24 protein-coding genes are annotated in these 21,483 nt (G+C 62.2%); 22 read left to right on the top strand and 2 right to left on the bottom strand.

Annotation, left to right across the window (positions count from 1 at the left end):
- Positions 1 to 10: 10 nt before the first annotated feature.
- Positions 11 to 445 (top strand): thioredoxin TrxC, encoded by a 435-nt coding sequence (trxC, locus tag FW764_RS09130; RefSeq protein WP_446433650.1) that lies wholly within the window; start codon positions 11 to 13, stop codon positions 443 to 445.
- 179 nt (positions 446 to 624) lie between these two features.
- On the opposite strand, the gene FW764_RS09135 is transcribed toward trxC, so the two are convergent.
- A complete protein-coding gene (locus FW764_RS09135) occupies positions 625 to 1,395 on the bottom strand; it encodes a ParA family protein (protein ID WP_446433651.1) in 771 nt (256 codons plus the stop codon).
- Positions 1,396 to 1,743: 348 nt separating this feature from the next.
- On the opposite strand from FW764_RS09135, the gene FW764_RS09140 reads away from it, so the two are divergent.
- Genes FW764_RS09140 through FW764_RS09235 form a run of 20 tightly spaced genes read left to right on the top strand, consistent with a single transcriptional unit; the run spans position 1,744 to position 19,095 of the window.
- Positions 1,744 to 2,463 (top strand): beta-ketoacyl synthase chain length factor, encoded by a 720-nt coding sequence (locus FW764_RS09140; protein ID WP_446433652.1) that lies wholly within the window; start codon positions 1,744 to 1,746, stop codon positions 2,461 to 2,463.
- Positions 2,439 to 3,251, top strand: coding sequence for a lysophospholipid acyltransferase family protein (locus FW764_RS09145; RefSeq protein ID WP_446433653.1), 813 nt, complete (start codon positions 2,439 to 2,441; stop codon positions 3,249 to 3,251). The genes FW764_RS09140 and FW764_RS09145 overlap by 25 nt, the downstream gene beginning before the upstream one ends.
- The gene (locus tag FW764_RS09150; protein WP_083355630.1) at positions 3,229 to 3,498 is read left to right on the top strand and encodes a phosphopantetheine-binding protein; all 270 of its coding nucleotides are present in this window, start codon (positions 3,229 to 3,231) and stop codon (positions 3,496 to 3,498) included. The genes FW764_RS09145 and FW764_RS09150 overlap by 23 nt, the downstream gene beginning before the upstream one ends.
- Before the next feature lie 9 nt (positions 3,499 to 3,507).
- The gene (locus FW764_RS09155; protein ID WP_003187949.1) at positions 3,508 to 3,762 is read left to right on the top strand and encodes an acyl carrier protein; all 255 of its coding nucleotides are present in this window, start codon (positions 3,508 to 3,510) and stop codon (positions 3,760 to 3,762) included.
- Positions 3,759 to 4,304, top strand: a complete 546-nt coding sequence (locus tag FW764_RS09160) for a hypothetical protein (RefSeq protein WP_446433654.1) — start codon at positions 3,759 to 3,761, stop codon at positions 4,302 to 4,304. The genes FW764_RS09155 and FW764_RS09160 overlap by 4 nt, the downstream gene beginning before the upstream one ends.
- Entirely contained in the window at positions 4,301 to 5,971 is a 1,671-nt protein-coding gene (locus tag FW764_RS09165) for an ApeI family dehydratase (RefSeq protein WP_446433655.1), read from the top strand. Before FW764_RS09160 ends, FW764_RS09165 begins: the two co-directional genes overlap by 4 nt.
- Entirely contained in the window at positions 5,964 to 6,698 is a 735-nt protein-coding gene (locus FW764_RS09170) for a glycosyltransferase family 2 protein (protein WP_446433656.1), read from the top strand. Before FW764_RS09165 ends, FW764_RS09170 begins: the two co-directional genes overlap by 8 nt.
- Entirely contained in the window at positions 6,695 to 7,630 is a 936-nt protein-coding gene (locus tag FW764_RS09175) for an LpxL/LpxP family acyltransferase (protein WP_446433657.1), read from the top strand. The genes FW764_RS09170 and FW764_RS09175 overlap by 4 nt, the downstream gene beginning before the upstream one ends.
- Positions 7,614 to 9,155: an HAL/PAL/TAL family ammonia-lyase gene (locus FW764_RS09180; protein ID WP_446433658.1), complete on the top strand. Its 1,542-nt coding sequence runs from the start codon at positions 7,614 to 7,616 to the stop codon at positions 9,153 to 9,155. Before FW764_RS09175 ends, FW764_RS09180 begins: the two co-directional genes overlap by 17 nt.
- Entirely contained in the window at positions 9,148 to 9,573 is a 426-nt protein-coding gene (locus FW764_RS09185) for an acyl-CoA thioesterase (protein WP_446433659.1), read from the top strand. Before FW764_RS09180 ends, FW764_RS09185 begins: the two co-directional genes overlap by 8 nt.
- Positions 9,570 to 10,253 carry an outer membrane lipoprotein carrier protein LolA gene (locus FW764_RS09190; RefSeq protein WP_446433660.1) on the top strand — a complete coding sequence of 228 codons (684 nt, stop codon included), beginning with the start codon at positions 9,570 to 9,572 and terminating at the stop codon, positions 10,251 to 10,253. The genes FW764_RS09185 and FW764_RS09190 overlap by 4 nt, the downstream gene beginning before the upstream one ends.
- Entirely contained in the window at positions 10,243 to 12,555 is a 2,313-nt protein-coding gene (locus tag FW764_RS09195) for an MMPL family transporter (protein ID WP_446433661.1), read from the top strand. Before FW764_RS09190 ends, FW764_RS09195 begins: the two co-directional genes overlap by 11 nt.
- 33 nt (positions 12,556 to 12,588) lie before the next feature.
- On the top strand, positions 12,589 to 13,836 hold the full coding sequence (locus FW764_RS09200) for an NAD(P)/FAD-dependent oxidoreductase (protein ID WP_446433662.1): 1,248 nt from the start codon (positions 12,589 to 12,591) through the stop codon (positions 13,834 to 13,836).
- Positions 13,833 to 14,567 carry a class I SAM-dependent methyltransferase gene (locus FW764_RS09205; protein WP_446433663.1) on the top strand — a complete coding sequence of 245 codons (735 nt, stop codon included), beginning with the start codon at positions 13,833 to 13,835 and terminating at the stop codon, positions 14,565 to 14,567. Before FW764_RS09200 ends, FW764_RS09205 begins: the two co-directional genes overlap by 4 nt.
- The gene (locus FW764_RS09210) at positions 14,564 to 15,046 is read left to right on the top strand and encodes a hypothetical protein (protein WP_446433664.1); all 483 of its coding nucleotides are present in this window, start codon (positions 14,564 to 14,566) and stop codon (positions 15,044 to 15,046) included. Before FW764_RS09205 ends, FW764_RS09210 begins: the two co-directional genes overlap by 4 nt.
- Positions 15,043 to 16,209, top strand: coding sequence for a beta-ketoacyl-[acyl-carrier-protein] synthase family protein (locus tag FW764_RS09215; protein WP_446433665.1), 1,167 nt, complete (start codon positions 15,043 to 15,045; stop codon positions 16,207 to 16,209). Before FW764_RS09210 ends, FW764_RS09215 begins: the two co-directional genes overlap by 4 nt.
- Positions 16,206 to 16,667 carry a hotdog family protein gene (locus FW764_RS09220; RefSeq protein WP_083355642.1) on the top strand — a complete coding sequence of 154 codons (462 nt, stop codon included), beginning with the start codon at positions 16,206 to 16,208 and terminating at the stop codon, positions 16,665 to 16,667. Before FW764_RS09215 ends, FW764_RS09220 begins: the two co-directional genes overlap by 4 nt.
- Entirely contained in the window at positions 16,664 to 17,392 is a 729-nt protein-coding gene (gene fabG / locus FW764_RS09225) for a 3-oxoacyl-ACP reductase FabG (RefSeq protein ID WP_446433666.1), read from the top strand. The genes FW764_RS09220 and fabG overlap by 4 nt, the downstream gene beginning before the upstream one ends.
- Complete coding sequence (locus tag FW764_RS09230; protein WP_446433667.1) at positions 17,392 to 18,618, top strand: beta-ketoacyl-ACP synthase; 1,227 nt, start codon at positions 17,392 to 17,394, stop codon at positions 18,616 to 18,618. The genes fabG and FW764_RS09230 overlap by 1 nt, the downstream gene beginning before the upstream one ends.
- 27 nt (positions 18,619 to 18,645) lie before the next feature.
- Positions 18,646 to 19,095, top strand: coding sequence for a hypothetical protein (locus FW764_RS09235; RefSeq protein WP_446433668.1), 450 nt, complete (start codon positions 18,646 to 18,648; stop codon positions 19,093 to 19,095).
- Positions 19,096 to 19,152: 57 nt separating this feature from the next.
- Here FW764_RS09235 and FW764_RS09240 read toward each other — a convergent pair whose 3' ends face one another.
- Positions 19,153 to 20,046: a LysR substrate-binding domain-containing protein gene (locus FW764_RS09240; RefSeq protein ID WP_446433669.1), complete on the bottom strand. Its 894-nt coding sequence runs from the start codon at positions 20,044 to 20,046 to the stop codon at positions 19,153 to 19,155.
- Between the two features lie 171 nt (positions 20,047 to 20,217).
- Between FW764_RS09240 and FW764_RS09245 the strand changes: the two genes are divergently transcribed.
- Positions 20,218 to 21,444: an MFS transporter gene (locus FW764_RS09245; RefSeq protein WP_446433810.1), complete on the top strand. Its 1,227-nt coding sequence runs from the start codon at positions 20,218 to 20,220 to the stop codon at positions 21,442 to 21,444.
- The last annotated feature ends 39 nt before the right edge of the window (positions 21,445 to 21,483 follow it).

Consider the following 21,483-nt stretch of genomic DNA (forward strand, 5'->3'; position numbering starts at 1 on the left):
GGAGCCCACAATGTCCGAACCTCTCGTCATCCCCTGCCCTCATTGCAACGGCCTCAACCGCATCCCCGGCGAACGTTTGGCTGATGCCCCCAAGTGCGGGCGTTGTAAGCAGCCAGTGTTGCTGAACAAGCCCTTTGAGCTGAAACAAGGCGACTACGCGAGCCAAATAAAAGGCGACCTGCCGTTGCTGGTGGATGTGTGGGCCGAATGGTGCGGGCCGTGCAAGTCGTTTGCGCCGGTGTTTGAGCAGGCGGCTGGGCAGTTGGAGGGTAAGTGTCGGTTGGCCAAGCTGGACAGCGAGGCTAATCAGCAGCTGTCGGCGCAGTTGGGGATTCGCTCGATTCCCAGTTTGATTCTGTTCAAGAACGGCCGCGAAGTGGCGCGCCAGAGCGGGGCGTTTCCGTTGCCGCAGTTGATGAGTTGGTTGCGCAGCCAGGGGGTGTAACCCAAACCCAATATCAACTCGGTCAAATGTGGGAGCTGGATTGCCTGCGATGGCATCACCTCTGTGTTACTGGCAGACCGAGTTGCCTGCATCGCAGGCAAGCCAGCCAGCCAGCCAGCCAGCCAGCCAGCCAGCCAGCCAGCCAGCCAGCCACAGGGTTATTGTGGTGCTGGCAAGCGTCACGCGTTTTCCAGCAAGTTATGCAACTCCACAAACTGCTGCGTCAGCTTGTGCCGAGGGTCCAGGTGAATCAGCGGCTTGTTCTCCTGGTGCGACTCGCGCATGCGCACGGAGCTGGCCAGGTACACCGGCAGTACCGGCAACCCTTCAGCAATCAACTCATCGAGCATCTTTTGCGGCAGGCTCGCACGGGCCTGGAACTGGTTAACCACGATGCCTTCCACTTCCAGGCCTTCGTTATGGTCTTCCTTCAATTCTTCGATTTCCGCCAGCAGGCCATACAGCGCCTGGCGCGAGAAGCTGTCGCAGTCAAACGGGATCAACACGCGATCAGCAGCAATCAACGCCGATACCGCATAGAAATTCAGTGCTGGCGGCGTATCCAGATAAATTCGGTCGTAATCCTCGCTCAATTCATCCAGCAGCTTTCGCAGCTTGTTGATCTTGTGCTTGGCTTCAAGCTTGGGCTGCAGGTCTGCAAGCTCGGCGGTCGCGGTGATGACGTGCAGGTTGTCGAACGGCGTTTCGTAGATATCCACGCGGTTCTTCTTGGAAAACGGCCCGGAAGACAGGGTTTGCTTGAAGAACTCGGCAATGCCCATCGGGATATCGTCGCCGGTCAGCCCGGTGAGGTACTGAGTTGAGTTGGCCTGTGCATCGAGGTCCACCAACAGGGTTCTATAGCCTTCACTTGCGCTGACCGCCGCCAGGTTGCAGGCAATGCTGGACTTGCCAACGCCGCCTTTCTGATTGAACACCACACGCCGCATGGAAAAACCTCCGTGTATCAATGAATGTCCGAGTGTAGAGGGCACAAGCGCCTGTTAGCTACCTCGTTCATCCATGCACTGCTGCATCAAGCGCCCTGCTCGCTTCGACTGCCATACGTCGCCGACACACGAAAAAGAATAGTCCCACAACCTAGCCAGACCTCAGGTAAAGGACAATCTGTAAATCTTTCCAACCAAACTGTAACCAGCCGTGAACATTTTTTTACCAATGTTTGCTAGAACCCCGCAGCACCGGGATAATGCGCGCCATTCGGCTAATGCTCCCTGTCCCGGTATTCGGGGCCAACGGCCGCACATGGAAGCCCGCAGGGGCGGGATAACTTCTCAGTGATCACTTTCAACATCGCCCAATGGCGCGCTTGGGCCCCTGGCCTGGAGGGTGCGCACGACTGGCACGCCTGGTGCCTGGCTCCAGTGGCGCTGCCTGCCAGCAATGTCTCGCCTGACGTATCCTTCCTGCCAGCCATGCAGCGTCGGCGCCTGAGCCGTCTGGCGCGCATGGCGTTCAGCGTGGGTTGGCCGCTGGCCGAAGGCCTTGAAGGCCTGCCACTCGTATTTATATCCCGGCACGGCGAAACCCCGCGCACCCTCGACATCCTCAGCGACTTGGCCAATGACCAGCCGCTGTCGCCGACCCAGTTCAGCTTGTCGGTGCATAACGCGGTGATCGGCCTGTGGTCGATCCTGCGCAATGAAACCAGCGAAATGACCGCGCTCGCCGCCGCCGGCGATGGCCTGGAGCACGGCATGCTCGAAGCCGCCGCATTGCTCAACGAAGGCGCCCCGGCGGTATTGCTGGTGATCACCGAAGAACAGCCGCCCGAAGCCTACGCCAACTGGATCCATGACGTGCCCTTCCCTTACGCCCTCGGCCTGCTGCTGACACCGGGCGACGAGTGGCGATTGGAACTAAACAGCGGCGCTGTCCAACTCACTCAAACCCAGTGGCCCCATGCCCTGAACCTGCTGCGCACCCTGCTCACTGAACAGGTCGCCTGCCAACATGCTTGGAAGAACCGTGTATGGAACTGGCAACGCAAGCTCTGACCGACAAGCCACGGGACGCCTATTACTGGCGCCTGTTCGCCACCGCCGCCAGCTTCTTTATGTTTGGCGTGGGCGGGCTGTGCCTGCGCTTGCTGGTATTCCCGTTGCTCAGTTGCCTGCCGGGCAGTGCTGAAAAACACCAGCGCCGCGCTCGCCACACCATCAGCAAACTGTTTTGGTTCTTCATTCGCCTGATGCAACGTGCTGGTGTGCTGACCTACAGCGTCGAAGGCGCGGAAAAACTTGGACGACCGGGCCAGATGATCATCGCTAACCACCCGTCGCTGATCGACGTGGTGTTCCTGATCGGCCTGATGCGCCAAACCAATTGCGTGGTCAAGCAAAGCCTGTTTCAAAACCCGTTCACCCGTGGGCCGGTGCGTGACGCGTGCTATATCAGCAATGACGGCAGCGCCGAGATGCTCGACGCCGCGGCCCAGGCCCTGCGTGAAGGGCAAACGCTGATCATCTTTCCCGAGGGCACGCGCACCACACCCGGCGCAGCGCCCGCCTTTCATCGCGGTGGCGCCGCCATTGCGCTGCGCGGTGCGACAATCATCACCCCCGTGGTGATCAAGGTCAGCCCCACCACCTTGACCAAGGCAGAACCCTGGTATCGCATTCCTAAATGTCGATTTCATTTCAGTTTGCGCGTGGGTGCCGATATAGAACCACACGCCTTTGCTGCACTCGGGCCCGCGCCCCAGGCTTCACGCAAGCTCAACGATTACCTGCACCACTATTTTATTAAGGAGCTCGCCGAAGATGAGCGACCAACACCGCCTTGAGCACGACATAAAGGCGCTGATTATCGAGGCCCTCGGCCTGGAAGACATCAGCGTCGACGACATCGGCAGCGAGCAGACCCTGTTCGGCGAAGGCCTGGGCCTGGATTCGGTCGACGCCCTGGAATTGGGCCTGGCGATCCAGAAAAAGTACGGTATCAAGATTGATGCCGACGCCAAGGACACACGCAATCACTTCACCAACGTGGCCAGCCTTGCGGCGTTCGTCACGGCCAGACAGGTAGCTTGAGACCGGACCATGCAAACTCGTGACGATATTTTCAACACCCTGCGCGATGCCTTGGTGGAACTGTTTGAACTGCCACCGGAGCGCGTCACCCTCGACGCCAACCTGTACCAGGACCTGGAGATCGACAGCATCGACGCCGTGGACCTGATCGACCATATCAAGCGCCAGACCGGCAAGAAAATCGCCGCCGAAGAGTTCAAGGCCGTGCGCACCGTAAACGATGTGGTTGAGGCGGTGTACCGCCTGGTCCAGCCTGCCGCATGAGCCGCTTGATCGGCCTTGGTCTGTTGCTGGCAGGGCTGCTGTACCCTTTTGCGGTGTATTACGGCACCGAACATTTTGCGCCATGGCAATTCGGCCTGCTATTGGGCAGCTTGTGGCTGTTGCGCGCGCTGACGGGCGCACGGCGACCCGGTAGCCGCTGGATGGCCGTAGCGGTGATTATGTTTTGCTTGCTGCTGGCCTGGTTCGACAACCCGCAATTACTGCGCTGGTACCCGAGCCTGGTCAGCGCGTTCATGCTGGCGCTGTTCGGCTTGAGCCTGAAATACGGCCCGCCGATGGTCGAGCGCCTGGCACGCATGACCGACCCACAGCTGCCGCCGAGCGCGATTGTGTATACGCGCCAGGTCACCGTAGTGTGGAGTGTATTTTTTCTGTGTAATGGCCTGCTCGCCGCCGCCCTCACCCTATGGGCGCCGCTGGGCTGGTGGACGTTGTACAACGGCCTGATCGCCTACGGGCTGATGGGATTGTTGTTTGCCGTGGAATGGCTGGTACGACAAAGGGTTCGAGGCCGCGTATGAAAGGGTTGAAACTTGAGCACCTGCTGCTTGAGCCGCTGCAACAGCGTTCGGTTACCACCGAGCCTGAAATGAACCATGCCCAACTGTGGGCACAATCCCTGAGCCTGGCGGCGGGCCTGCAGGCGCGCGGCATCCAGCGTTTGGCGGTGCACCTGGAAGACGCGGGCCTGCTCGCGATTGCCTTGCTGGGTGCCTGGCGGGCCGGGGTCAGCGTGTTGCTGCCTGCCGACCTGCAACCCCAGACCCGCCAACGCTGGAACGCCGCCGTGGATGCGTGGCTGGTTGAGGCCGCCGATCTCGACGCGTTGTATCAGGCGCCGTTGAGCGCTGCCGCACTCGACTTGGATACCTGCCAACTGAGCCTGTGCACTTCAGGATCCAGTGGCGAGCCCAAGCGTATCGACAAAACTCTGCGCCAACTGGCTAACGAAGTTCAGGCGCTGGAGGCCCTGTGGGGCGCGGACCTGAAAGACGCGTGCATCATCGGCAGCGTTGCCACCCAGCACATCTACGGTTTGCTGTTCCGAGTGTTGTGGCCGTTGTGCGCCGGTCGCATTTTTGTGCGCAAACAACTGGCCTTCCCCGAAGACATACAGCGCGCCAGCCGCGAACACCCAGCATTTGCCTGGGTCGCCAGCCCCGCGCTGCTCAAACGCATGGGCGACAACCTCGACTGGCCCGCGCTGAGCCAGGTGTCGCGTGTCTTCTCTTCTGGCGGCGCGTTGCCCGTGGAGGCTGCCGGCAGTCTGTACGACCGCTTGCAGCAATGGCCCACGGAAATCCTCGGCAGCTCCGAAACCGGCGGCATCGCCTGGCGCCAGGGTGCACAGCCGTGGCAGCCGTTTGCCGAAGTACACCTGAGCCAGGACGCCGACGGCGCCCTGCGCATTGCTTCGCCTTACCTGCCTGCCGGGCATATCGAACAGACCGCCGACGCTGCGCGCATTCATTCCGATGGCCGCTTTGAGCTGCTGGGGCGCCTGGACCGTATCGTCAAGCTGGAAGAAAAGCGCATCTCCCTGCCGATGCTGGAACAGGCGCTGATGACCCACGCCTGGGTCGCAGAAACCCGCTTGGGCGTGGTGCAGGAAAACCGCGCCTCGCTCGGTGCGCTGGTGGTGCTGAGCGCCGAGGGCCTGCATGCCCTGCGCAACCAAGGCCGCCGCACCGTCAGCCAAACCCTGCGCCAACACCTGAGCCAACATTGCGAAGCACTGGCCCTGCCACGTCGCTGGCGGCTGCTGCGTCAGTTGCCGCTGAATGCCCAAGGCAAATTGCCCCAGGCCGACGTGGCGGCGCTGTTGCTGGCACCACGGCCAAAGGCGCCCGAAGTGCTGGAGCAGGTCGAAGCCAACGGTGAATGGACCGTGCAACTGAACATCCCGCCAGACCTGGCCTACTTCAGCGGCCACTTCCCCGTCACACCGGTACTGCCAGGCGTGGTGCAAGTGGAGTGGGCGTTCAACCTCGGCCAGCAACTGCTCGACCTGCCCGCCACCTTTGCCGGCATGGAAGTGCTCAAGTTCCAGCAACTGGTGCGCCCCGGCGACCATATCGAACTGCACCTGCGCTTTGACCCGGAACGCAGCAAGCTGTACTTCACCTACCGCAACGGCGTCGCAGCCTGCTCCAGTGGGCGGATTCAATTGGTGAACGCGCATGCATAACCCCTGCGCGCTGATCCCGGTCTACAACCATGAAGCCGCGGTGCCCGCCGTGGTCCACAGCCTGTTGAACAGCGGCCTGCCGTGCCTGCTGATCGACGACGGCAGCAGCGCGGCCTGCGCGGCGGTATTGGCGCAATTGGCGACACTGGAAAACGTCACCCTGCTGACCTTGCCCAACAACCAGGGCAAGGGCAGTGCGGTCATGGCCGGTTTCCGCGAAGCCGCGCGCCTGGGCTTCACCCACGCCCTGCAAGTGGATGCCGACGGCCAGCACGATTTGCGTGAGGTCGAGAATTTCCTCGATAGCTCCCGCCGGCACCCCGACGCGGTGATCTGCGGTTACCCAGAATACGACGACAGCGTGCCCAAGGCCCGCTTGTACGCGCGCTACCTCACCCACGTTTGGGTGTGGATCAACACCTTGTCTTTGCAAATCCGCGACTCGATGTGCGGCTTTCGCGTGTACCCGCTGGCGCCCACCCTGGTGTTGATGGACTCGGCCTACATCGGCACGCGCATGGATTTCGACTCCGACATCCTGGTGCGCCTGGCCTGGCGTAACCAGCCGATGCGCTGGCTGCCGACCCAGGTGCATTACCCCACTGACGGCCTGTCGCACTTCCGCCTGCTACGCGACAACGTACGCATCTCGGCCATGCACACTCGGCTTTTCTTCGGCATGTTGGTGCGCGCCCCCATGATCTTGTGGCGACGGTGGCAGGCATGAGCGACAGCACCAAGCACTGGGCTGACCGCGAGGAACGCGGCAGCTTCTGGCTGATGAAATTCACCGCCGTGGCCGCCAAGGTCCTCGGCCGCCGCCTGCTGAGCCCGCTGCTGTACGGCATCGTGCTGTACTTCTTCCTGTTCGGCCGCACCGCACGCCACAGCGCCTGGGAATACCAGCAGCGCCTGGCCGATTGGAGCGGGCGCGACGAGCTGCGGCCCACACATAAAAAAGTCTTCGGCCAATTCATGGCGTTTGCCGATTCACTGCTCGACAAGCTCGACGTCTGGAACGGCAAGCTGCGCCTGGAGCAGATCGAAATCAACGACCCGGCGCAGTTGCGCGGGCAACTGCGCGGCGAGCGCGGGCAGATGCTGGTCGGCGCACATTTGGGCAACCTTGAAGTGTGCCGCGCACTGGCGGAGATGGGTGAACAAGTCACCATGAACGTACTGGTGCACACCAAGCACGCCGAGCGTTTCAACCGCCTGCTGGGCGAAGCCGGGGCCACACATCTGCGCTTGATCCAAGTCAGCGAACTGGACCCGGCGACCATGCTGCTGCTCAGCCAGCGCCTGGACGACGGCGAGTGGCTGGCAATTGCCGGTGACCGCGTGCCGCTGCACGGTGGGCGCAAGGTGCGTGTGGATTTCCTCGGCTTTGAGGCGGCATTCCCCCAAGGCCCGTGGCTGCTGGCCGGGTTGCTAAAATGCCCGGTCAACCTGCTGATGTGCCTGAAGCATCAGGGCCGCTATCGCCTGACCATCGAGCCGTTCGCCCAATTGATCGAATGGAAACGCAGCACCCGCGAGCAGGTCATCAGCCTGTGGACCGCGCGCTACGCCGCCCGCCTCGGCCAGTTCTGCCTGCAAGCGCCCCAACAATGGTTCAACTTTTACCCTTTCTGGAAGACCGATGACGACGCACCTTGAACCAGTAACCTTTGGCGAACGCGCTTTGCGCATTGAAGACGTGTTGGCCTTGGCCAACCGTCAGGCGCCCACGCAGTTACAGGGCGACGCGGCGTATCGCCAGCGCATTGCCAAAGGCGCGCAGTTCCTTGACTCGCTGCTGGACAAAGAAGGCGTGATCTACGGTGTGACCACCGGCTACGGCGACTCATGCGTGGTGGCAGTGCCGTTGCAGCACGTCGAGGCGTTGCCGCGTCATCTGTACACCTTCCACGGCTGCGGGCTGGGCAAATTGCTCGACGCGCAAGCTACCCGCGCCGTGCTGGCGGCGCGTTTGCAGTCGCTGTGCCACGGCGTTTCCGGGGTGCGCGTGGAGCTGCTGGAGCGTCTGCATGCGTTTCTGGAACACGACGTACTGCCGCTGATCCCAGAAGAAGGTTCGGTGGGCGCCAGCGGCGATTTGACGCCGCTGTCCTACGTGGCCGCGACCTTGTCCGGTGAGCGTGAAGTACTGTTCGGTGGCGAACGTCGCCAAGCCATCGACGTACACCGGGAGCTGGGCTGGGAGCCGCTGGTGCTGCGCCCCAAAGAAGCCCTGGCGTTGATGAACGGCACCGCCGTGATGACTGGCCTGGCCTGCCTGGCCTTCGCCCGCGCCGACTACCTGCTGCAACTGGCCACGCGCATCACCGCGCTGAACGTGGTGGCGCTGCAAGGCAACCCGGAACACTTTGACGAGCGCCTGTTCGCCGCCAAGCCGCATCCGGGGCAGATGCAAGTCGCCGCGTGGCTGCGCAAGGATTTGGCAATTGATGCGCCCACCGCGCCACTGCACCGCCTGCAGGATCGCTATTCGCTGCGCTGCGCGCCGCACGTACTCGGCGTGTTGGCTGACAGCCTGAACTGGCTGCGCTCGTTTATCGAGATCGAACTGAACAGCGCCAACGACAACCCGATCATCGATGCCGAAGAAGAACGCGTGCTGCACGGCGGACACTTCTACGGCGGACACATCGCCTTCGCCATGGACAGCCTCAAGACCTTGGTGGCCAACGTCGCCGACCTGCTCGACCGCCAGCTCGCACTGCTGGTGGACGTGCGTTACAACCACGGTTTGCCGAGCAATCTGTCCGGCGCGCCGGCCGACCGCGCAATGATCAACCATGGTTTCAAGGCCGTGCAGATCGGCACCAGCGCCTGGACTGCCGAAGCGCTGAAAAACACCATGCCGGCCAGCGTGTTCTCGCGCTCCACCGAGTGCCATAACCAGGACAAGGTGAGCATGGGCACCATCGCCGCCCGCGATGCGATCCGCGTGCTGGAGCTGACCGAACAAGTGGCGGCCGCCACTCTGCTCGCGGCCAACCAAGGTGTGTGGCTGCGTGCCCAGGCAGAGGGCGCGCGGCCACTGCCACCAGCCTTGGCGGCTATGCACGAAGCACTCGCCAAAGACTTCCCGCCGGTCATCGAAGACCGTGCGCTGGAAAGCGAACTGCGCTTGTGCCTCAAACGTATCGCCGAGCAACACTGGAGGCTGCATGCGTAGCCAGGGCGTGTTGCATTGCGACACTGAAATCCTTGTGCCGTTTTTCGACATCGACACCATGAACGTGGTGTGGCACGGGCATTACGTGAAATACCTGGAAGTGGCGCGCTGCGCGCTGCTGGACAAGCTCGGCCATAACTACACCGCAATGCTCGAATCCGGCTACGCCTGGCCGGTGATCGACATGCAACTGCGCTACGTGCGCGGCGCCACGTTTGGCCAGACCATCAATGTGCGCGCCAGCCTGGTGGAATGGGAGAACCGTTTGAAGGTGAACTACCTGATTACCGACCTGGCCAGCGGCGAGCGCCTGACCCGCGCCAGCACCGTGCAAGTGGCGGTAGAGATCGCCAGCCGCGAAATGCAGCTGGCCTCCCCCCACGTATTCACCCACGCCGTAGAAAGGGCATTGAAATGAGATCCAATGTGGGAGCGGGCTTGCTCGCGAAGGTCGTTAACGATAACGCGAACCGCCTGACACTGCGCAGCGCCCTCAGGTTCTTCGCGGGCAAGCCCGTTCCCACATTAATTGGGTTGTTGCTGAGCTTCAGCGCCCATGCTTTTGATCTGCAACAACTCAGCGATCAGTTGGCCAAGCCCTCGGTGATCCACGGCACCTTCATCCAGGAAAAACACCTGCGCGCCCTGCCGCAACCCTTGGTCAGCAAAGGCACTTTCGTGCTCGCCAAAGACCACGGCCTGTTGTGGCTGTTGAAAACCCCGCTGCAACAGGACTACCGCATCAGCGCCCACGGCATCGCGCGCCGCGACACCAACGGCTGGCAACTGCTGCCGAACAAGAGCGCCGGTGCCGAGCAGAACCGTCTGTTTCTCGCCGTACTGCAGGGCGACAGCAGTGGCCTGCAGCGCGACTTCGACCTGCAACTGCACGGCGAATCCAAGCAATGGAAGCTAACGCTGACCCCACGCTCCTTGCTGCTCAAGCAAGTCTTCACCCAGATCAATATCGACGGCGGCGAGCTGGTCCAAACCATCCAACTGCTGGAAACCCAAGGCGACAGCACCGTGCTGCGCATGCAAAACAGCACAGGCGACCAACCCTTGAGCGAAACGGAGCGTCACGACTTTGCCCAGTGAGCGCCTGTTACCGCGCCTGTTCCTGATCCTGCTGGTGGCCGTGCTGGCCCTGGCCGGCTGGCAGTGGCGCCATGGCGCGCCGCTGTCGGCCAACCTGATGGAACTGGTGCCGGGCAGCACGCCGGATGCGCTCGAGCTAAAAGCCGAACAACGCACGCAGGAACCGCTGAACCGCGAAATGCTGGTGCTGGTGGGGCATGCCGATCGGCAAACAGCCGTGGCCGTCGCGCAGCAATTGGGCGAGCGCTGGCAAGCCAGCGGGCTGTTTGAAAAGGTCCAGTGGAACCTGCACGCCGACTTGCCGGCACTGCGTGAGCAATTGCTGCGCGGGCGACTGGCGATGCTCTCGACCAAAGACCGCGAGCAACTGATCGAGCACCCCGACGCGTTCATCCAGCAGCGTGTACAAGCGCTGTTCGACCCGTTCACCGGGTTCAGCCTGGTGCCGAGCCAGGACGACTGGCTCGGCCTCACCGGGCGTATCCAGAACAGCCAGCCGCAGCACGGTTCGGTGCAACTGGATATCGGCAGCGGCGCGCTGATTGCCGATGCCGATAGCAAAAGCTGGGTGCTGTTGCGCGCGCGCACCACCGGCAATGCCTTCGATATGAAACTGCCACTGCAAGTGGCGGATTTGCTCCAGGCCAGCCGCACGCAGGCCCTCGGACAAGGCGCGCAATTGCTCGCTGCCAGCGGGTTGCTCTACGCGGCCAATGGGCAGCAACAGGCCGCCCGGGAAATCACCTGGGTCGGCGGCGGCGCGACCCTTGGCATTCTGCTGCTGTTGCTTGTGGCGTTCCGCCGCTGGCGCGTGCTGCTGGCCTTTGTGCCGGTGTTGGTGGGCGTGTTGTTTGGTGCGGTGGCCTGTGTGGCGCTGTTCGGCCATATGCATGTGATGACGCTGGTGCTGGGCTCCAGCCTGATCGGCGTGGCCGTGGATTACCCACTGCACTACCTGTCGAAAAGCTGGAGCCTGCAGCCGTGGCGCAGTTGGCCGGCGTTGCGCCTGACGCTGCCGGGTCTGAGCCTGAGCCTGGCCACCAGTTGCATCGGCTACTTGGCGCTGGCCTGGACGCCCTTTCCGGCGCTGACGCAAATCGCGGTGTTCTCCGCCGCAGGCTTAGTCGGTGCCTACCTGTCGGCCGTATGCCTGCTGCCCGCGCTGCTCAAAGGCGTGGAACTGCGCCCCGCGCAATGGCCGCTGCGCATCGCCGAATGTTTGTGGCTGTTGCGCACCTCGTTACTCAAACGGGTACCCGGCCCATTTCTGCTGGCGTGGGTGCTGTTGTTTTGTGCCGGTGGCCTGTGGCAACTGAACAGCAAAAACGATATTCGCCAATGGATCGGCGCCCCGCCGCAACTGCTGCAGGAAGCTCAGGCAGTGGCGCGCATCACCGGCTTCCAGCCCACCAGCCAGTTCTTTCTGGTGCGGGCCGACAACCAGCAGCAGTTGCTGGAGCGTCAGGCGGCCTTGGGCCAACGTCTGGACCAACTGGTGAATATGGACAAGCTGCAGGGTTACCTGGCGCTCAACCAACTGGTCAATTTGCCCGCCGAGCAGCAACAGTTGCGTGATGCGTTAAACAAGCTCCCACAGCACTGGCAACCGCTGCTGGACCTCGGCGTACCCGCCAGCGCCCTGCAAGCCGAAGTCGCACAGCTGCAAGCCTTGCCCACCGAAGACATCGACGCCGCGCTGATCGGCCCCTTGGCCGAGCCTTGGCGCACATTGTGGCTCGGCCCGGTAGACGGCGGCGTGGCGGCGATGGTCAGCCTGCAAGGCTTGAACAACCCTGCGCTGCTGCGGGTGCAGGCGCTGGACTTACCCGGCGTGCAGTTGGTCGATCGCCTGGGCGATTTAAACCAGGTATTCGCCGACACCCAGATCAGCGCCGCAGAATTGAAATTGATGTCGTGCGTGCTGATCGTGCTGCTACTGATCCTGCCGTTCGGCTTTGCCGGGGCCTTGCGCATCGTCGCCTTGCCGCTGCTGGCGGCGCTGTGCAGCCTGGCCAGCCTGGGTTGGTTGGGCCAGCCGTTGACCCTGTTCAGCCTGTTCGGCCTGCTGCTGGTCACGGCCATCAGCGTCGACTACGCGATTTTGATGCGCGAACAAATCGGCGGCCCCGCCGTGAGTCTTTTAGGTACGCTGCTGGCGGCGCTGACGACCTGGTTGTCGTTTGGCCTGCTGGCAGTGTCGAGTACGCCCGCCGTGAGCAATTTCGGCTTGTCGGTCAGCCTGGGCCTGGCATTCAGCTTTATGCTGGCGCCTTGGGCCAGCCATCAGAAGCACGCCTTATGAATGTGATTATTGCCATAGCGGCAAGGAGCCCTCGTGCCTATAGTTGAAATGGAACGTCGCCAGGTGGTGGTGATCGGTGCCGGGCCATCCGGCGCTATCGCAGCCGCGCTGTTAAAGCGCAACGGGCATGATGTATTGATTATCGAGCGCCAGCATTTCCCACGGTTCTCGATTGGCGAAAGCCTGCTGTCGCATTGCATCGACTTTATCGAAGAGGCCGGCATGCTCGAGGCCGTGCAGGCGGCGGGTTTCCAGGTAAAAACTGGCGCCGCGTTTGCCTGGGGCGAGCGCTACAGTGCGTTTGATTTTAGTGACACGTTCAGCAACGGCAAGTCCACCACCTTCCAGGTCCAGCGCGGCGAATTCGACAAATTGCTGGCTGACCAGGCTGCCTTGCAGGGCGTGGATATTCGCTACGGCGAAACCATCGTCGGCGTGGACTTTGGAGGCGAAAGCCGCTACCTGCACGTGCGCCGCGAGAATGGCAGCGAGTACCACCTCAAGGCCAAGTTCGTGCTCGACGCCAGCGGCTACGGCCGCGTGCTGCCGCGCTTGCTGGACCTGGAAGCGCCATCGAACTTCCCGCTGCGTCAGGCGGTGTTCACCCACGTTGAAGACCGTATCGAATACCCAGGCTTCGACCGCACCAAGATTCTGATTACCACCCACCCCACCCAGCGCGACATCTGGTTCTGGACCATCCCGTTCAGCAACGGCCGTTGCTCGGTAGGCGTGGTCGCGGCCAAGGAGCACTTCGACGGCCGCGACGCCAACCTCGATGGCTGCCTGCGCGGTTTTATCGACGAAACCCCAAGCCTTGCCCGCGCACTGCAAAATGCCGTGTGGGACACCCCCGCGCGCACCATCGGTGGCTACTCGGCCAACGTCAAAACCCTGCACGGCCCGGGCTTTGCGCTGCTGGGCAACGCGGCGGAATTCCTCGACCCGGTGTTTTCTTCCGGTGTGACCATCGCCATGCGTTCGGCGAGCATGGCCGCGGGGCTGCTGCATCGCCAACTCAAGGGCGAAACAGTGGATTGGCAAACCGAGTTTGCAGAGCCGTTGAAGCGCGGTGTCGACACCTTCCGTTGCTACGTCGAAGGCTGGTATGCCGGCACCTTCCAGGATGTGATTTTCCACCCGGGCAGCTCGCCAGAGATTCGCCGGATGATCAGCTCGATCCTCGCCGGTTATGCGTGGGATGAGCGCAACCCATTTGTCAGCGAGCCCAAGCGGCGGTTGCGGATGTTGTCGGAGATTTGTGCGGGCGAACCAGTATGAGCACTCAATACCTGAGTAAAAACTACGTCGAAGAAACCAAGTTCGGCTTCTGGTTCCTGCGCAGCCACACCTGGCAGCACCATGTATTGCGCGTGGCGATCAACGACCTGCGCAGCTTGTTCACCGAGCCGTTACCGGTGGCGCCAGTGTTACTGGACGCCGGTTGTGGCCAGGGCAAGTCGTTCCAGTATTTGCAGCACGTGTTCGCGCCGCAGCGCCTGATCGGCCTGGATGCCGACCCCCACAGCCTGGAACTGAGCAAAGCCGAAGCCGCGCGCCAAGGCTTGTCCATCGAGCTGATTGGCAGCGACTGCGCCACGCTTGAGGTGTCGGACGAAAGCGTCGATATCCTGTTCTGCCACCAGACCTTCCATCACCTGGTGGAACAGCATCGCGCCTTGAAAGAGTTCTACCGTGTGCTCAAGCCGGGCGGCTACCTGCTGTTTGCCGAATCCACTGAAGCCTACATCGACACGTGGGTGATTCGCTGGCTGTTCCGCCACCCGATGCACGTGCAAAAAAGCGCCGAAGAATATTTGGAAATGCTGCGCGAACAGGGCTTTGAATTCGGCCCGCAGAACGTCTCGTACCCGTATTTGTGGTGGAGCCGTTCCAGCGATTTTGGCCTGCTCGAACGCTGGGGCCTGCGTAACCCGCCACCAGTGGGCCAGCGTGAAGAAACCTTGGTGAACTGCGTGGCGCGTAAACCTTTAGTGAGCACTGCACCATGATCCGCCTGCTGTTGATCGGCTGTCTGTTGCTGTTGAGCGCCTGCGCCAGCCAGCCGCCGCTGCCCGAGAAAACCCCGGCATTGGCCTTACCGATGCAACTGCACGTGCAGCGCCAGGCAGGAGCCCAGAGCCAGGACTGGCTGCTGGTGATCCAGCGCGAAGGCGCTGCTATTCGCTGGTCGATGATGGACCCTTTGGGCATTCCCCAGGCCCGGCAGAAACTGATCAATGGCCAGTGGCAGGCCGATGGCTTGTTGCCGCCCAATCCTGCGGCACGCGAGCTGTTTGCCGCGTTGTTGTTTGCCCTGACTTCATCGGATGACGTACGCGCGCTTTACCCGAGTGCCCAAGCCATGGACCTCACACGTACGCTGCCGGGCCATTGGCAAATCGTCTATCAGTCGTCAGAGGTGTTCAGTGTGAACATGGCGGGTCAACGGTTGAGCTACCGCATCACGCCGCTTGGGGCCGCCCGATGACGGCTTACCTGAATGCCCTGGGTCTGATCTGCGCCTTGGGGCGCGGCCAGGATGAAGTCAGCCGCAACCTGTTTGCCGGCGACTGCTGCGGCATGCGCGCCGAGAGTGGTTGGGTGCCGGAGCGAGTGTTGCCGGTTGGCGGCGTGCGCAGCGAGTTGGTGCCTCTGCCTGCTGAGCTGAACCAGCAAAGCAGCCGCAACAACCAGTTGCTGCTGGAAGCGGCGTTGCAAATCGAAGATCAGATCCGGCAGGCGATCCACACCTACGGCGCCGCGCGGGTCGCCATTGTGCTGGGCACCAGCACCTCGGGCATCGACGAAGCCAGCCGTGGTATTGCCAACTACCTGCGCGACCAGCAATTCCCCGGCGACTACGACTACCAACAACAGGAACTCAGCGCCCCGGCGAATTTCCTTGCCGACTGGCTGCAACTGAGCGGCCCGGCCTATGTGATTTCCACCGCCTGCACCTCCAGCGCCCGCGCGTTGATGAGTGCCCAGCGCCTGCTGGACCTGGGCGTATGCGACGCGGTGATCTGCGGCGGTGTCGACAGCCTGTGCAAGCTCACGCTTAACGGTTTTACCTCGCTGGAAGCCGTCTCCAGCGAGCGCTGCAATCCGTTCTCCGTGAACCGCAACGGCATCAATATCGGCGAAGCGGCCGTGCTGTTCCTGATGACTAGAGAGCGGGCGCCGATTGCCTTGCTAGGCAGTGGTGCCAGTTGCGACGCGCACCATATCTCCGCGCCAGAGCCCACCGGCAGAGGCGCATTGCAGGCGATGCGCAAGGCCTTGGCCAGCGCAAAACTTGTGCCCGAGCAGGTCGGTTACCTAAACCTGCACGGCACCGCCACCCAACACAACGACGCCATGGAAAGCCTGGCTGTCGCCAGCCTGTTTCCCCAAGGCGTGGCTTGCTCATCGACCAAGCCCATGACCGGCCACACCCTTGGTGCCGCCGGTGCATTGGAAGCGGCGTTCTGCTGGCTGAGCCTGGCCCACGGCCGAGTGCCGCCGCATGTGTGGGATGGCCACGCCGACCCGGCGCTGCCGGCCCTGCAATGGGCGCAGACCGGCGACACCCTGAAAAAACGCTGCCTGATGAGCAACTCGTTTGCTTTCGGCGGTAATAACGTCAGCCTGATAATCGCAGAGGCCCCATGATCGATTGGCCACTCGCCGAACTGCTGCCCCACGCGGGCGACATGATCCTGATCGACCAGGTGTTGTCGTTCGATGAAGAGCAGATTCACACCCGCCTCACCGTCAAGCCCGGCGGCCTGTTCAACCGCGCGGACGGCAGCCTGCCAGCTTGGGTCGGTATTGAGTTGATGGCGCAAAGCGTCGCCGCCTATGCCGGGTGCCGCGCGCGCCAGAAAGGCGATGCGGTGGAATTGGGCTTCCTGCTCGGCACGCGCAAGTTCGAGTGCAACGTGGAACACTTCCCAGCAGGCGCCGAGCTGCGCATCCACGGCCTGCGCTCGCTGGAAGACGACAACGGCATGGGTGTGTTCGAATGCCACCTCACCGGCGACGGTATCCAGGCCAGCGCACGCTTGAACGTATTTCGACCGCCACAGGCGGCCAATTATTTAGATGAACCGAAGGACGAAACGCCATGACTGAATCCGTACTGGTCACCGGCTCCAGCCGTGGCATCGGCCGCGCCATTGCCCTGCGCCTGGCGCAGGCCGGGCATGACATCGTGCTGCATTGCCGCAGCGGCCGCGTTGAAGCCGACGCGGTGCAGGTCGAGATCGAAGCCTTGGGGCGCAAAGCGCGCGTACTGCAATTTGACGTGGCGGATCGCGCCAGTTGCAAAGACATCCTTGAGGCCGACGTGGAGCAAAATGGCGCCTATTACGGCGTAGTGCTCAATGCCGGCCTGACCCGCGACGGCGCGTTCCCGGCCTTGTCCGAAGACGATTGGGACGTGGTGATGCGCACCAACCTCGACGGTTTCTACAACGTGCTGCACCCGGTGATGATGCCGATGATTCGTCGTCGTGCGGCCGGACGCATCGTGTGTATCACGTCAGTTTCCGGATTGATCGGCAACCGTGGCCAGGTGAACTACAGCGCGTCAAAGGCCGGTTTGATCGGTGCCGCCAAGGCCCTCGCTATCGAGTTGGGCAAGCGCAGGATCACCGTCAACTGCGTGGCGCCGGGCTTGATCGACACCGCGATGCTGGATGAAAACGTGCCGGTCGAAGAGCTGATGAAGATGATCCCGGCGCAACGCATGGGCACCCCGGAAGAAGTTGCCGGTGCGGTGAACTTCCTGATGTCGGCTGAGGCCGCTTACATCACTCGCCAGGTGTTGGCCGTGAACGGAGGCCTGTGCTGATGAAGCGCGTCGTCGTCACCGGCATGGCCGGCATGACCTCCCTGGGCTGCGACTGGGACACCATCGCCGCCAACTTTCGCGCCAACCGCAGCGGCATTCGGCGCATGGACGAGTGGGACCGTTTCACCGAATTGAACACGCGCCTGGCCGGGCCGATCGACGATTTCGTCGTGCCCGCCCATTGGACGCGCAAGCAACTGCGCAGCATGGGCCGCGTCTCGCGCCTGGCCGTGTGGGCGGCGGAGCAGGCATTGCAGGACGCCGGCTTGCTCGGCGACGAGTCGATCAAGGACGGGCGCATGGGCGTGGCCTGTGGCTCGTCCACCGGCAGCACCGACGAGATCAAGGCCTTTGGCAATATGCTGCTGAACTCGGTCGCCGAGGGGCTGAATGCCAACTCCTATGTGCGCATGATGCCGCACACTACGGCGGCGAATATCAGTATTTTCTTTGGCCTCACCGGGCGCTTGATCCCGACGTCCAGCGCCTGCACCAGTGGCAGCCAGGGCATTGGCTATGCCTACGAGGCGATCAAGTTCGGTCGCCTGCCGTTGATGCTCGCGGGCGGCGCCGAAGAGCTGTGCCCCACCGAAGCCATGGTATTTGATGCGCTCTACGCCACCAGCCTGAAAAACGACGCTCCACAGACCAGCCCACGCCCTTACGACAGTGGCCGCGATGGCCTGGTGATCGGCGAAGGCGGCGGCATGTTGGTGCTCGAAGAACTGGAACACGCCTTGGCGCGCGGTGCGCACATCCACGCCGAACTGGTCGGCTTCGGCAGCAACGCCGACGGCCAGCACACCACTCGCCCCGAGCAGAAAACCATGCGCCGCGCGATGGAGTTGGCCTTGGAAGACGCCGGGCTTGAGCCTGCCGCCATTGGCTACGTGAACGGCCATGGCACCGCCACCGACCAAGGCGACATCGCCGAGACATTGGCCACCAGTAGCCTGTTCGGCAGCCGCATGCCCATCAGCTCGCAGAAAAGCTTTCTCGGTCACACCTTGGGAGCGTGCGGTGCGCTGGAGTCCTGGTTCAGCATCGAAATGATGAACCGCGACCAGTACGTGCACACCTTCAACCTCGACTCGGTTGACCCGCAATGCGGCGAGCTGGATTACCTGCAAGGGGGGTTTCGCCAGATGCACAACGATTACGTGATGAACAACAACTTTGCGTTTGGCGGCGTCAACACCTCGCTGATCTTCCGCCGCTGGTCCTGAATTTTTTAATCGATTGGAGAAAATGGAATGTCTTCCTTGCTACGCGCAACCCTGATCACCCTCGCTTTGCTGACCACCGCCGGTTGCACCAACAAACCGGTGCTCAACACCCAGCACGCGCTGCCGGCCGACACCCAGGTCAGCGAAGAAAAAATGAAGCAGGTCATCGTTACTGCCCTGCAAAAACGCGAGTGGACCGTGCAACGTTTCGGCCCGCAACTGGTGCAGGCCGAAATCACCGTACGTAACCAGTACTACGCCGCCATCGACATCCGTTACACCCGCAACAGCTACGCCATCACCTACCGCGACAGCCGCGACCTGGGCTACAAGGACGGCAAGATCCATCGCAACTACAACCGCTGGGTGAACAACCTGGACAGCGACATCATGGCGGGTTTGCGCAGCAATGGCGCGAATGAGGCGGGGTCGGCGGCGCAATTGTTTGAGCAGACAGGGACGTCGAAGCAGAACTGATACACCCGCTTTCCTGTGGCGAGGGAGCAAGCTCCCTCGCCACAGGTTATTCGCCCGTCATACCAACGCCTTACGGGTTAGAAGTTCCACAAACGCCTTGGCCATCGGGGTTTGCGCGCCTTTGCGTTGCACCAGCCACACGGCCGTCACCGCCTCCTGATCGAGCAACGTGCGATACACCACGCCATCAATGCGTATGCGCTGATAAGACGCCGGCAACACCGATACACCCAACCCCGCTGCCACCAACCCAATGATGGTCATCGCCTCTCCGGCTTCCTGGGCGAAGTGCGGGCTGAAGCCGGCGTCACGGGCCAAGTTGAGCAGTTGCGCATACAGGCCGCTGCCATAGGTGCGTGGGAAGAATACAAACGGCTCCTGCGCCAGTTGCGCCAGGTGCAAACCGCGCTCGCTGCCTTCCACTAAAGGGTGACCCGCATTCAGTACGGCGACCAGAGGCTCGCGCATCAGCTCGATGACGCCAAGCGAGTCGGGCAACGGCAGCGGCCGCATAAGGCCCACTTGGATCGACTCATCCACCAGCGACTCGGCCACTTCGGTGCTGCTCATCTCTTGCAGATTCAGGTGCACCGCCGGGAACGCCTGGCGAAACGCAAAGATCGCCTGCGGAATGCTGGAATTGAACGGCGCCGACGAGGTGAAGCCGATCTTCAACTCCCCCAGCTCCCCCAGCTGCGCACGCCGAGCCACATCTGCCGCCTTGTCGACCTGCGCCAGCACCAATCGCGCCTCCTGCAGGAACAGCCGACCGGCCTCACTCAGCTCGACCCGACGATTGGTGCGCTCAAATAAGCGCGCGCCCACCTCTTGCTCCAGCGCCTGGATCTGCTGGCTCAACGGCGGCTGCGAGATGCCCAGCACCTGCGCGGCGCGGCCAAAATGCAGTTCTTCGGCGACGGCGATGAAGTACCGCAGGTGACGCAATTCCATGCAAACCTCATTAGGTCGTAAAAGCTATCAAACAGGTCGAACAATATATTGGAAAGAATCATTAGCCAGCTATATTCTTTTTTGCATTGCCAGTCTGGCAGGCTTTCCCTAGCCGAGGTCCCCGTGAAATCTGCTGTCGCTCCATTTGCTCAAGAAGCCCCGCCTACCGCCCTGGATGAGGTGGTGGCCCAGCTCAATGAGCAGTTCATCGAAAAAGGCACGCCGATGTTCATGCGCACCGTGCTGGCGCTGTTCTCCGGAGGTTTCGCCACCTTTGCATTGCTGTATTGCGTACAGCCGATGATGCCGGCGCTGTCCCACGAGTTTTCTATCAACGCGGCGCAGAGTAGCCTGATCCTCTCGGTTGCCACGGCGATGCTTGCCTTGGGATTGCTGATCACCGGGCCGATATCCGACCGCCTGGGGCGCAAGCCCGTGATGGTGTCCGCGTTGTTCTGTGCCGCGCTGGCGACCATCGCCAGTGGCTTGATGCCGACGTGGGAAGGGATTCTGCTGATGCGTGCGTTGGTGGGCCTGTCGTTGAGCGGCCTGGCCGCCGTGGCCATGACCTACCTGAGCGAAGAGATCCACCCGCAACATATCGGCCTGGCCATGGGTCTGTACATCGGCGGCAACGCGATTGGCGGCATGAGTGGGCGTTTGATCATGGGCGTGCTGATCGACTTCGTCAGTTGGCACACCGCCACGCTGATCATCGGCGCCCTGGCATTGATCGCGGCCACGGTGTTCTGGAAGATCCTCCCCACGTCGCGCAACTTCCGCGCCAGCAGCCTCAAGCCACGCAACCTGTTGGATGGCTTTGTCATGCACTTCAAGGACGCGGGCTTGCCGTGGTTGTTCCTCGAAGCGTTCCTGCTGATGGGGGCATTCGTGACGATGTTCAACTACATCGGCTATCGCCTGCTGGCCTCGCCTTACGGGCTGAGCCAGGCCGTGGTCGGCCTGTTGTCGTTGGTGTACCTGTCAGGTATCTACAGCTCGGCGAAAATCGGCTCGCTGGCGGATCGCCTCGGCCGGCGTCGTGTGTTGTGGGGCACCATCGTGCTGATGCTTTCTGGGATGTTACTGACACTGTTCACCCCGCTGTGGCTGGTGGTGCCGGGCATGCTGATCTTCACCTTCGGTTTCTTCGGCGCCCACTCGGTGGCCAGCAGCTGGATCGGCCGCCGCGCGGTCAAGGCCAAGGGGCAGGCGTCATCGCTGTACTTGTTCTGTTACTACGTGGGTTCGAGCGTTGCCGGTACGGCGGGCGGGTTCTTCTGGCACTTTGCCGGGTGGAATGGGATTGGCGGGTTTATTGTGGCGCTGCTGATCGGCGCGTTGCTGGTGGCATTGAAGCTGGCGAAGCTGGCGCCGCAGGGGAATGTAAAGGCCTGACGCGGTCCTGCTTTATGTGGGAGCGGGCTTGCTCGCGAA

This window comes from Pseudomonas sp. 1152_12 (genome assembly GCF_052850675.1).